This window comes from Mesobacillus sp. (assembly GCF_047739415.1).
GTDB lineage: Bacteria > Bacillota > Bacilli > Bacillales > Cytobacillaceae > Mesobacillus.
Genome location: NZ_JBIQOE010000299.1, coordinates 1 through 11,446 on the forward strand (window position 1 = coordinate 1; position 11,446 = coordinate 11,446).

Here is an 11,446-nt window from a genome sequence, read left to right on the forward strand (position 1 = left end):
AGCGTCTTGGGAGCAAGGGGACGTACCTTTTGCCCCCTTTTCGTGATTAATTTTGGAAGCAAAAGGTCCGTCCCTCTGCTTGTAAGTTTTAATTTGGTAATAAAACATAAGGGTATCTGGAAATTTGTGTTGTTTTCCAGATTGATGGGACTGTTTGGGACGAGAGAACCGTCCCCATGTCGCACCCATGTCGCAAAAAAAGTTATAAACTTTTAAAACTATTTTTCTTTTAACTACGAATATATGAGTGAAGGTACTTTCACAGAATGAGGATTGACATAATGACGGAGAAAGCGTGGATTAGGAAGGTCCAGAGGAAAGGCGATGAACGGGCTGCGAACGAGCTGGTGAAGTTCTATTACCAGCAGATTTATTCGTTTGTGTACAGGCAGACGTTTGATAAGGAGCTGTCTCTGGATTTGACTCAGGAAATTTTCATAGGGATGCTGAAGTCGATTCAAGGCTTTGATCCGGCCAGGGGTTCGTTCAAGTCGTGGCTGTACAGGATTGCTACGAATCATGTGGTGGATTACTTCAGGTCGCGGACCTACAAGTATGAGAGGATTGTGGATTCGATGGAGGAAGTGGATGTGCTAGATCAGCATGATTTCACCCTGGAGCTTGAGTACAGGGAAGTGATCGAGAAGGCGAGCGCATTTGTGAATAAGCTTGATGCCTTTTCTCAGCAGGTTATTCGTTTGAAGCTTTTTGCTGAACATACTTTTCAGGAGATTGCTAGCCTGCTTGAGAAACCGGAATCATCAGTTAAGACGAGATATTATTCAGTGATGAAAAAATTAAAAGAGTGGATGGAGGCTGAGCGCATTGAAAGATGACAAATGGTCTGTGGACTATCCGGGTGATTCAAAAATGAATGGCGAAATTCAAGCCATTTTGTCTAAAGGCCTGATCAAACCAAAGCCTTTTCATGAGCATTTAATGGAGATGTATAGGCAGCTGGGGTTCAGGTATTTATTCCGTGATGCAACAGAAGTTCTCTTCACAGTGCTGCTGGTTTCCTTTGCGATGGTGTTCGGCCTTTTCCAGGCCATGGACAGCGGGAAGGATGAGGGCGGGCTGTACTCCTATCTTTTTACGATGTCCCCAATCTTGTACCTGCTGATTGCTTCGCTTTTTCTGGTGAATCTGCGTAAAAGGGATACCTTTGCAGTAGAGATGACGTGCAAATACCATGTTTACCAGCTGGCGGCGTTTCGAATGCTTGTGTTCAGTATCCTGGCGGTGCTGCTGAACTTGGCATATATCCTGATTTTGTTCATGTTTTATCAAAATTTCAATATTGTGGAGGCGATGCTGATTTCGGTCAGCTCATTGAGCATTTTTTCCACGGGCTATTTATACATCATGCAAAAGGTGGAAATGAGGGTAACCTCTTATGCGGTGATTGCTGGCTGGCTGTTCGTGAACGTTGCACTTGCTTATATTAGCAAGGATTTATATGCCTCTGTGTTGAGCCAGATTCCGTTTTTCGTATATATCAGCGTTATAGCGGGCTGCCTGTATCTCTATGTGCGCCGGTTAAAATATTTCATTACATTCCGTAATGTCGAAGGGGTCATGTAAATGTTAATCGTTCAAAATGTATCGAAGAACTTTGGAAAGTTCAATGCGCTGAAGGATATAAATCTGGAATTCCATAATGGTGTCTATGGTCTGCTTGCGCCTAATGGAGCCGGGAAGACAACGCTGATCAAAATGCTCACCACTTTGCTGTTCCCGACAAGCGGCTCGATTTTATATAACGGCAAGGACATCATTAAGCTTGATGAAGAATACAGGGAGATTCTCGGCTTTCTTCCCCAGGAATTTGGCTATTACAAGAATTATAGTCCAACAGCCTATTTGCTCTACCTGGCAGCATTGAAAGGAATCGGGCGTCAGGCGGCAAAAGAGAGGGTGAAGGAGCTGCTGAAGCTGGTCGCTCTTGAGGATGTTGCTAATAAGAAGATGAAGAAGTTTTCTGGGGGGATGATTCAGCGAGTCGGGATTGCCCAGGCGATGCTGAACGATCCGAAGATCCTGATTTTGGATGAGCCGACAGCGGGTCTTGATCCAAAAGAGCGTGTCCGTTTCCGCAACCTGCTGACAGATCTTGCGAGGGACAGGATTGTCATTCTTTCAACGCATATCGTTTCCGATGTCGAGTCGATCGCAAATGAAATCATCATGATCAAAGACCAGCAGGTTCTCTATCAGGACAGCGTTTCGGATATTTGTAAAAAGCTAGACGGGCTTATCTATGAAACGGAAGTAGAATATGAGGCTGCGGCTGCATTTCGGAAAAAGTATTTCTCGTTATCGGAAAAACAGGAGAGCGGGAGAATGTATATCCGCTTTCTGACAGACGAGCAGACTAAACCGGAATGGAGAGCGGCCCGGCCAAACCTTGAAGATGTCTTCTTGCATACCTATCAAGATGAAGCACTGCAGCAGGTTTAGCAGATGATCACGAGAATGGAGTTTAAAAAGATTGTCAGCTCGCCAATTGTGATGGGCCTGCTGCTGCTTTTTACCGCTTTTAATTTATATCTGATTTATGTGAATGCGCCTAAGGGCGAGGATGTTGAGAAAATAAATGAAGTCATCGATGAGTATGGTTCATTGATGGACAAGGATGGACGCTATCTTTTAAAAGATTCATATGAGATTGGACTGGATAGCTGGAATGCCAGGAATGGAAAAGAGTTTGAATCGGCCTCTGAATTTTTCCGTGCTGAAAATTATTATCCCGCGATTGATTCAGGTGAGATTTCGGATGAAGAGCTTGAGAAAATGGTTGACTTGAATGTAAAAGAATCAATCCTTTTAACGGCAGAGGGACTCGAGGAGCAGTATCAGAGAATTGATCTTTTAAAAAGCGCAAATAACCAAATAGAAATGTTCAAAATTGAAGGGGAAGCGGCTGAACAGGTGCGGGAGCAGTATAAGTCTCTGATTCCCAGACTTGAGGAAATCAAAGAAAATCAGGAACATTTGCATGTTTTTCTTCCGGGGAAAATCTTCAGGACCCATTCGCTTTTATTTAAAACATTATTTGGTGTAGTTCTATTCCAGATTATGCTGCTTGTTGTGCTGTTCACAGCCTTTTTGACGAATTATGAATTTGATCAGGGGTCTCACCTTGTTGCTTTTTCAACCAGGAGGGGAAGAGGGCTGATGTGGGATAAGCTATTGGCCGCCTTGATTGCAACGGGGACGGTGACGGCATTCCTGCTGCTCGCAACCTTTGGTACCTATTTTCTGGCGGTAGATTATTCGCGGCTCTGGAATCTGCCGATCAGCACGGGATTCATGATTGAGCCGGATGGCAATCCCTTTATCAGCTGGTGGGATTTGAGCTTTATTCAGTATTTCTGGCTGGGGATCCTGCTGATCTTCATTTTGCAGGTTATTTTCACATTAATTACGTTTGTGCTTTCTCTATGGATGAAAAACAGTTATATCGTGTTTATTCTCTTCGCGATCTTGTTTGGTATGGGATTGCTTGTGCCCCAGGAAATGCCGAAGGATACGGTATTGTCTCTCTATACGACATTTAATCCGTCGTCACTTGTGCTGGGATCAAAGAAATGGTGGATGGAGAGCGGCGCATTCACGACCTTCAAATACTATGAAATCATCACGGTCTGTGTATGGATGACAGGATTTATTTTAGCCGGATGGTTTAGCATGAGGAAATTTCACACTCGGAATTTATAGTTAGGAGCGAATATATGAGGATTATCTGGAATGAACTGAAGAAGATCTTAACGTTGAAAATCATGCTTTTACTAGTGCTTGTCAGTGCGATTTTCTATCAGCTTTTTATTATGTTTGACTTTGAGTTTTTCCCTAATGGAAGGCCTGCGAGAGATACATTCAAAGTCGGCGAAGAAATGATGGCGAATTATGGTCAGTTTATGGATGAGAAGGAATTCGAGGATTTTAAAATGGTGTATGAGCAAAGGGTGGAAGACGCGACGGCCTATCTTCAATCCCAGCCTGAAATGGCAGCAGCGGGTATGGGCAGCTATCAGGAATTTAAAAGTGCGGACCTGGAACAAGATCAGAAGATGTCTGAGCTTCACTCCAAAGTGATGTTTGAGGATGGAGTGGACGTCATGTGGGAGCTGCAGTCAAGGGAGCATTTGATTGATTTGTATGAGCAGCCTGAGTGGTTTGGTTTTTATGGCATGGAGTTGACGGATGAACAGTCAGACCGTGTGGACGCATTGGTTACGAGCGGAAAAGCCAGTGCGGTATTTCTTCAGGAAGTTTTTGAGAATTATAAAACTCTTTCAGGCAACCTGGCCATCCTCATTTTGATCAGTGTTATGATCGTCGTGACGCCATTGTATATGGCTGACCGCAGAAATAAGATGAATCTGCTGCAGTATTCAACGAAAGTGGGGCGTACACTTTTTCACAAAAAACTTGTGGCTGCTTTTATAGCTATTGTTTCGGTAATTACCGTGCAATTAGCAGTGTTTTTCTATCTGTACAGAGGGAATGATACGGCACAATTCCTGGACAAGAAAGTCAGCTCGATTTTCAGCTTTTTTGTCTCATGGTGGGACCTGACATTCCTGCAATATATCCTTCTGACAGTCCTGAGCATGTACATAATGGGAATGGCAATCTTACTGCTGGTTGCCTTCATCTCAAGCGCAGCTCCTAACTACATGACCAACATCGGACTGCAAATTCCATTGGCCGCCATCTTCATCGCTATAGGAATCGAGTATTTAATTAAGGACGTGACAAGCGTTCATCTGCCAAAAGCATTCCTGCCCGTGTCATTTCTCATTCTGCTGGGAGGTAGTGGTCTAATCTTCCTTTTAAAATGGAGAAAAGAGCAAGGAGCCGATATTCAGTGAGTGAATTCAGAAGGACATGGGGTTGGTTTGACGAGAGGCGAGAACCGTGCCTGTGTCTCTTCGTCTCTTTGAAAGGGAAACGCCAAAAATGGTCTTAGCCAATTGTCTCCCTCAACACGAATAAGAAATTACCTCCAGGTGAAAAATACTTAATAAACTTTGGAGGGAAAATGATGCGAGATAAAAAGCAAAAATGTCAGGAAGGCCAAATGATTAACAACGTCCAAAACGAAGAGCAACTGGAGATTGAACTGCTCCCCGTCAAGTAGACAGTGGAAATAATAAAAACAATCTAAGCGGCTTTAGCCCTGTATTCTAGGGGGCTAAGGCCGTTTAATCTTTTTTGGTAACGTTCGTGATTATAAAAGTATATGTACTCATCAATAGCCTCGGAAAGTTCTTCAAAGGTCTTATATTTCTCCAGGTAATACTTCTCGCTTTTCAGTGATCCCCAAAAGGATTCCATTGGACCATTGTCAATACACCTTCCGACTCGGGACATACTTTGAGTCATCTGTGCTTCATCTATTCTTCGTTTAAATCCTTGATGGGTATACTGGAAGCCCCTGTCGCTATGTATGAGTGGACGGTCTCCATTCAAAAGGGCTGTAGCCTGATCTATCGTATCAAATACCAGTTTATTGTTGTTGGAATGCCCAAATACATAACTGACGATGGTTCCATCATGTAAGTCTTTAATTGCACTCAAATAAGCCTTTTTTGCTTCTCCATACTTGAATTCAGTGACATCCGTAACCCATTTCTCATTTGGATTTTCGGCTTGGAATTTACGGTTTAACACGTTTTCTGCGACGTGTTGTGGGGTTGACTTTTTGTAACGTTTCTTCTTTTTCCGAATGACACTTTGAATGCCGACAATCTTCATCAGCCTATAGATTCGCTTATGATTGAAGCTCTTGCCCAGCCTTCGATTCAAAGTCATTGTAATCCTACGGTAGCCGTAGATTCCTTTAACTTCCTCATGGAGAGCCTTCCTTTCTTCTACAAGCTCTTCATTCTGGCGTTCACGCATGGAAGGTGTTCGCTTCAGCCATTTATAATACGCAGACCTGGCCAACCCCGCAATTTCACAAAGCATGATGAGAGGGAACCCCTCTTCCTGGTAAAGTTCCTTGATCGCGATATATTTCTCCTCAAGGCGTATCTGGCTTATCTTCGCCTCCTTTCGATCTCCTCTAACTTTTTTAGGAATAAATTCTCTGCACGTAAACGTTCGTTTTCACTCGCAAGCCTCTTCATCTCCAATTTCATCTTATCTTCCGGAGTGAGTTCAATTTCTTCTTTCTTCCTGCCCCGTTTATCCATGAGGGCTTCTTCTCCGCCATCCACATACTTTTTAGCCCATTGGTATACTTGTTGGTAGGAAACCTGAAATTTCTCAGCTGCCTTCTGATAATCCTTGCCGTTCTCAAGGCAATATAGCACAATCTCTTTCCGTTCATTCAGGGTAGTGTTTCTTCCTTTAGTCATAGTGTTTGTCCTTCCTTTGGAAGTTTCCTTTAATTCTCTATGACTATTATACTTTTTAATCCACTTGCGAAGGACAGAAGTACTGGAAATTTCATATTTCCTCGCAACCTCAATGTAGGAGTATTCCCCGCTAAGGTAGTCTTGTACTGCCGTCAGCTTAAGTTCCTTAGAATACTCTTTCCAGGCAGAAGATTTCTTTAATCCTTCCACTCCGTATTTTTCATATTTGTAGATCCAGTCATAAATTGCATTATCACCAACACTGTATATTAGTTTCAACTCTGAAATAGAATGGCTACCTTTTTCTAATGCCTCGATGATTTTGATTTTATCTTGGAGGGAATGGACCCTTTTAGACATAAAAAATACTCCCCTTAAAGTAAACAGATTTTTATTTTTTAATCTGTCTACCTAAAGGGGAGCATATCAGATCAGTCAAACAGGTTATGGACTGGAAGCAGTTGAAAAAGGCATGGATTACATGGAGGGAGATCAAAAAAATTCGCCGAACTGTGGTGGGTTGTAGCTCAATTGCGAGGTCTTTTGTTCCCTTGAATCAATATATACCAGGCAAACCAAAATCCATCTTGTAATAAAAGGATGGATTTTTCTTTTTAGCTGATGAAACGGTGAACAGCTTGTCATTATTAGATAATATGATTCATAAACTCTATCAAAAGGGGGGTGTAGAATTGAACCGAGTTCCTAACAGAGTGGATTATTATTTGAAAGACAAGTGTCTCTTAAGTGCCAATGTAAAGCATTGGGAGCAGTATGTTGCAGCTTTGAGGGCCAGTAATACGGTCACAATATACAAGAAAGAATATGTGGTGGATAAGATAAATATGGTTCATGATCCCGCAACTGTAGTCTTAAAAATAAACGTTGAACCACTTAAGGTATATAAATAAGTGTCCTTAGGGATGCTTTTTTTATGTAAGTGCAAGATACTGTCGAATACATTCGAAGGTTGTGCTGCTGATTAGAAAAGTGATTTGAGCGGGACAGCAGAACCGTCCCTATGTCCCTTTCCTATGTCCCTTTTTCGAGTGTCGTCGCTTTTTTAAGAAGGGTAACGTATAATTAAAGTATAGAAAACAATATACGATTCATTAGGAGGCTCAATTTTTCATGAATAGTGAACTAACAATGCCGACAAAAATATCGTTCAAATCTAATAGGGTTATGGTAAATGGAGAGGTTGTGCGGGCAGCGATCTTCGCCAGATTCATGGTCGCAGAGGTCCAAACTGAATTAACCGAAAAATACTATTTGATTTTCTACAAAAATGCCCTTATCTATGGTGATCAACTCGAAAAGGGTCAAAAAGGTTCATTTCTTGATAAAGTGCTGAATGAAGGGATTGTCTTAGACCAAAAGCACCCGCTTCTGCCTGTACTCATTCCCGCCACAGCTTTAGCCATTCCAGCTAAAAACAAGCTCTTCAATCATCTCCAACGAAACTATCCCCTCCTTGAAATACCATGTATTGCCGCATCACTCGACTCGTTTTTCTCACCAGAACAGCTCTCAAAACTCATCGAAAATATCTTCTTCCACTACAGAAGAAACGGCAGTTTTTCCAAAGCCTATCAATCGGTCCGTCTTTTGTCTGACTTATCTCCTTCTTTGGATAAAATCAGTGATCTTCTCCATTCCCGGGAATACAGCTCATATTCCAGCTTTTATACTACTTCATCTTTATCGGCAATCCAAAAGAAGGACCCCTTATTTGCAGAGTTCCACTGTTTTATGAATCGAAAAAACACTGAACATTTTCAAATCCTCGAAAAGATATTAAAAAGCGAAGAACGGTATGCAGAAGGGCTGCTGCTTTGGCTGGATGACAAAAGGAATCTTACTTCTGAGTCCGTTAAGAGCCAAACAGAGTTGGCCTTGAAGTACATTCCTCTTGAAAATTGGATTCAAGTCTTATCCTATGCCGAAATAAATCCATATAAGTGGATACCTGAAGCTCGAACTTTCATTGAGGGATTGATGAAAGACGGACAATATAAGAAAGCGGCCGTTTATTTATTCCCATTCATAGAGGAGTTGCCTGAAGAGTTTCATCAAATCCTTAATGAAATTTGGAAGCAGGTTGATGCTGAATTTGTAACTTCTCACCTAGATGAGTTTTTGCTGCTCCAACAGCAAGTTGCTCAGGAACATGACCCGAGGCAATCTGAACAAAGAATTCTGCAGCTGACAGCAAAGTTAATGGAGGGGCATGACTTGAAGGTAGTCTGTGAAAAACTGAAGCCTATTCAGAAAAGCTTTCCAAATTCTATCGCCATTCGCAAAATCAATGAAATGGCCGCTCTAATGGAGAATCCCGACAGAATGATGGATTTGGGGCAATTTTACGCAGAGTTCAATCAATATGATCAAGCAATCGAATGTTTCTTCTGGGAAATGGAACTTAATCCGTCTGACCCAGCTCCAGTCAGGCAGCTGTGCAAAATGTATCAACACAAAGGTATGGTCAACGAGGCGTCTGCCTACCAGCAAATTTATACACAATTAAGGAGCGACCAGGAAACGGGCTGAAGCTGGGAAATGGCAACGGTTCTGCCGTCTCAACAATTGAAACAATGTGATTAATCCTGATTAAATTCTTAGGAAAAATTAATTAAATTTTTAAAAATAGTTTGACAAATCAATTTCCAACTGATAATTTTATAATTAATAATTTTCCGAAAATAAAATCGATGACGAGAAGAGTAAGATGAGTGCCCTGTTCTACAGAGAGTCGGTAAATGGTGCAAGCCGATGTTCAGAACTGATCCGAAAATCATCTCCGAGATGCAATGCTGAACTTTTTCAGTAAGTATTGCCGGGTGGTCCGCCGTTAAAAGGAACGCGTATGATTGTACGTTGATTGAGTGCCGTATGAATGGATTTTTCTATCCATGAACGGAACTAGGGTGGTATCGCGAGCTAAACTCGTCCCTATTTTAGGGGCGAGTTTTTTATTTTTTTAAAAAAATTACAAAACATACATGAAATGAGGAATGGATGATGAAGGAGCAATTGATCTTTTTGAATGGCCAGTTTGTCAGTAAGAAAGACGCTGTTGTGTCAGTGTATGATCATGGTTTTCTATACGGAGATGGTGTCTTCGAAGGTATTCGAGTGTATGAAGGCAATGTCTTCCGGCTTCTGGACCATGTTAATCGGCTTTATGACTCAGCAAAGTCAATCATGTTGTCCATTCCTTACAGCAAGCAGGAGTTAAGCGATCTTGTAGTAGAGACTTTAAGGGTGAATGACCTGTTGAATGGCTATATTCGCGTGGTTGTCTCGAGAGGCGTGGGGAATCTGGGACTCGATCCATCGTCCTGTGCCCGGCCTCAGGTCATCATCATTGCGGAAGAACTTGCACTTTTCCCTAAGGAACTGTATGAGTCAGGAATCGAGATTGTCACGGTAGCCACGAGACGGAATCGCTCGGATGTGCTTTCGCCGAAAGTGAAATCACTGAACTATTTGAATAATATCCTTGTCCGGATCGAGGCCGGTTTATCTGGTGTCAATGAAGCGCTGATGTTGAATGATCAGGGTTATGTGGCGGAAGGCTCTGCGGACAATGTTTTTATCGTGAAAAATGGCGAGATCCTGACGCCTCCCGGGTATGTAGGAGCACTGGAGGGGATCACAAGAAATGCCATCATGGAAATTGCTCATAAGCTTGGATTCTCGATGAGGGAGGAAGTTTTCACAAGGCATGATGTCTATGTGTCTGATGAGGTCTTTTTAACGGGAACGGCAGCGGAGGTCATTGCGGTTGTGAAGGTGGATGGCCGCACAATCGGTGAAGGCAAACCAGGTGCAGTCACAAATCAACTTTTAAAAGAGTTTAGAAAAACAGTCGTTGAAGACGGAGTCAAAGTCTATGAAAAGCAAAGTGTATAAAGATTAAATCTAGGGGGATTTCATATGCGCAGTGACATGATTAAAAAGGGAGTCGACCGTGCTCCACACCGAAGCTTGCTTTATGCTACTGGAGTGAAATTAGAGGATCTTGAAAAGCCTTTTATTGGCGTTTGCAATTCGTATATTGATATTATTCCGGGCCATGTCCATTTGAGACAGTTCGCGGATGTCGTCAAGGACGCGATCAGAGAAGCGGGCGGAATTCCGTTCGAGTTCAATACGATTGGCGTTGATGATGGGATTGCGATGGGGCATATCGGCATGAGATATTCTCTGCCAAGCAGGGAGCTGATCGCGGATTCGGCTGAAACCGTGATTAATGCGCACTGGTTCGATGGCGTTTTCTACATCCCGAACTGTGACAAGATCACTCCCGGGATGCTGATGGCGGCGGTAAGGACGAACGTTCCTTCCGTATTTGTTTCGGGTGGCCCGATGGAGGCGGGTGTATCCAGCACTGGGCAGCCTTTATCGTTGGTGTCCGTTTTTGAAGGTGTCGGTGCCTATCAATCTGGGAGAATGTCTGAAGATGAATTGCTGGATATTGAAAAGAATGCGTGTCCTACTTGTGGTTCTTGCTCAGGCATGTTTACAGCCAACTCGATGAATTCTCTTATGGAAATGCTCGGAGTCGCGCTGCCTGGTAACGGAACGCTCGTGGCGACTTCCGAGGAACGCCATCAATTAATCTATGAAGCAGCTCGTCATTTGGTCGAAATGGTCAAAAAGGATATTAAGCCAAGAGACATCATCACCAAAGAAACGATTGATGACGCTTTTGCGTTGGATATGGCGATGGGTGGATCGACGAATACGGTGCTCCATACGCTGGCGATCGCGAATGAAGCGGAAATTGACTATGATTTAAGCCGGATTAATGAAGTAGCAAAACGGATTCCTTATTTGTCTAAAATCAGCCCGGCCTCCCATTATTCAATGCAGGATGTCCATAATGCCGGAGGTGTCAGCGCGATTATCAAGCAGCTTTGTGAAATGGAAGGAGCTGTACATCCGGACCGGATCACCATTACGGGTAAATCCCTTTACGAAAATGTAAAGGATGCGGAGGTATTAAATAGTGACGTCATCCGCAGCAAGGAAACAGCTTATAGCCCAGTCGGCGGTTTATCGGTTCTGTTTGG

At 42.9% G+C, this 11,446-nt stretch carries 10 protein-coding genes and 1 other annotated feature; of the genes, 9 read left to right on the plus strand and 1 reads right to left on the minus strand.

Annotated features, from left to right (window positions below):
• The first annotated feature begins 281 nt into the window (after window positions 1-281).
• From ACH0QE_RS24455 to ACH0QE_RS24475, 5 genes are read left to right on the plus strand one after another with little or no spacing between them, the layout of a single operon-like run.
• Window positions 282-836, plus strand: coding sequence for an RNA polymerase sigma factor (locus tag ACH0QE_RS24455; RefSeq protein ID WP_415803052.1), 555 nt, complete (start codon window positions 282-284; stop codon window positions 834-836).
• The gene (locus ACH0QE_RS24460; protein WP_415803053.1) at window positions 826-1,584 is read left to right on the plus strand and encodes a hypothetical protein; all 759 of its coding nucleotides are present in this window, start codon (window positions 826-828) and stop codon (window positions 1,582-1,584) included. Before ACH0QE_RS24455 ends, ACH0QE_RS24460 begins: the two co-directional genes overlap by 11 nt.
• The gene (locus ACH0QE_RS24465; protein WP_415803054.1) at window positions 1,585-2,460 is read left to right on the plus strand and encodes an ABC transporter ATP-binding protein; all 876 of its coding nucleotides are present in this window, start codon (window positions 1,585-1,587) and stop codon (window positions 2,458-2,460) included.
• Window positions 2,461-2,463: 3 nt separating this feature from the next.
• Entirely contained in the window at window positions 2,464-3,720 is a 1,257-nt protein-coding gene (locus ACH0QE_RS24470; RefSeq protein ID WP_415803055.1) for a hypothetical protein, read from the plus strand.
• Between the two features lie 14 nt (window positions 3,721-3,734).
• Entirely contained in the window at window positions 3,735-4,877 is a 1,143-nt protein-coding gene (locus ACH0QE_RS24475; RefSeq protein ID WP_415803056.1) for a hypothetical protein, read from the plus strand.
• Window positions 4,878-5,169: 292 nt separating this feature from the next.
• Here the strand turns inward: ACH0QE_RS24475 and ACH0QE_RS24480 are convergent.
• Window positions 5,170-6,728 (minus strand): IS3 family transposase gene (locus ACH0QE_RS24480; protein ID WP_415803057.1). Its coding sequence is split into 2 segments (ribosomal slippage): window positions 5,170-6,086 and window positions 6,086-6,728, totalling 1,560 coding nucleotides; the frame shifts between segments, so codons are not numbered across the junction.
• A 332-nt stretch (window positions 6,729-7,060) separates the two neighbouring features.
• Here ACH0QE_RS24480 and ACH0QE_RS24485 point away from each other — a divergent pair.
• The 4 genes from ACH0QE_RS24485 to ACH0QE_RS24500 form a co-directional block, all read left to right on the plus strand.
• Window positions 7,061-7,279 carry a hypothetical protein gene (locus ACH0QE_RS24485; RefSeq protein ID WP_415803058.1) on the plus strand — a complete coding sequence of 73 codons (219 nt, stop codon included), beginning with the start codon at window positions 7,061-7,063 and terminating at the stop codon, window positions 7,277-7,279.
• 220 nt (window positions 7,280-7,499) lie between these two features.
• Window positions 7,500-8,918 (plus strand): hypothetical protein, encoded by a 1,419-nt coding sequence (locus tag ACH0QE_RS24490; RefSeq protein WP_415803059.1) that lies wholly within the window; start codon window positions 7,500-7,502, stop codon window positions 8,916-8,918.
• 152 nt (window positions 8,919-9,070) lie between these two features.
• Window positions 9,071-9,325 (plus strand) — a binding site (T-box leader).
• A 64-nt stretch (window positions 9,326-9,389) separates the two neighbouring features.
• The gene (gene ilvE / locus ACH0QE_RS24495; protein WP_415803061.1) at window positions 9,390-10,283 is read left to right on the plus strand and encodes a branched-chain-amino-acid transaminase; all 894 of its coding nucleotides are present in this window, start codon (window positions 9,390-9,392) and stop codon (window positions 10,281-10,283) included.
• A gap of 24 nt (window positions 10,284-10,307) precedes the next feature.
• Window positions 10,308-11,446, plus strand: a 1,139-nt coding sequence (locus ACH0QE_RS24500) for a dihydroxy-acid dehydratase (protein ID WP_415803060.1), incomplete at its 3' end; no start/stop codon positions are given.

Bases quoted from the DNA above. Each gene is read 5' to 3' on its own strand.
- ACH0QE_RS24465 (WP_415803054.1), top strand. From the start codon at position 1,585: ATGTTAATCGTTCAAAATGTATCGAAGAACTTTGGAAAGTTCAATGCG.
- ACH0QE_RS24470 (WP_415803055.1), top strand. From the start codon at position 2,464: ATGATCACGAGAATGGAGTTTAAAAAGATTGTCAGCTCGCCAATTGTG.
- ACH0QE_RS24475 (WP_415803056.1), top strand. From the start codon at position 3,735: ATGAGGATTATCTGGAATGAACTGAAGAAGATCTTAACGTTGAAAATC.
- ACH0QE_RS24490 (WP_415803059.1), top strand. From the start codon at position 7,500: ATGAATAGTGAACTAACAATGCCGACAAAAATATCGTTCAAATCTAAT.
- ilvE (WP_415803061.1), top strand. From the start codon at position 9,390: ATGAAGGAGCAATTGATCTTTTTGAATGGCCAGTTTGTCAGTAAGAAA.
- ACH0QE_RS24455 (WP_415803052.1), top strand. From the start codon at position 282: ATGACGGAGAAAGCGTGGATTAGGAAGGTCCAGAGGAAAGGCGATGAA.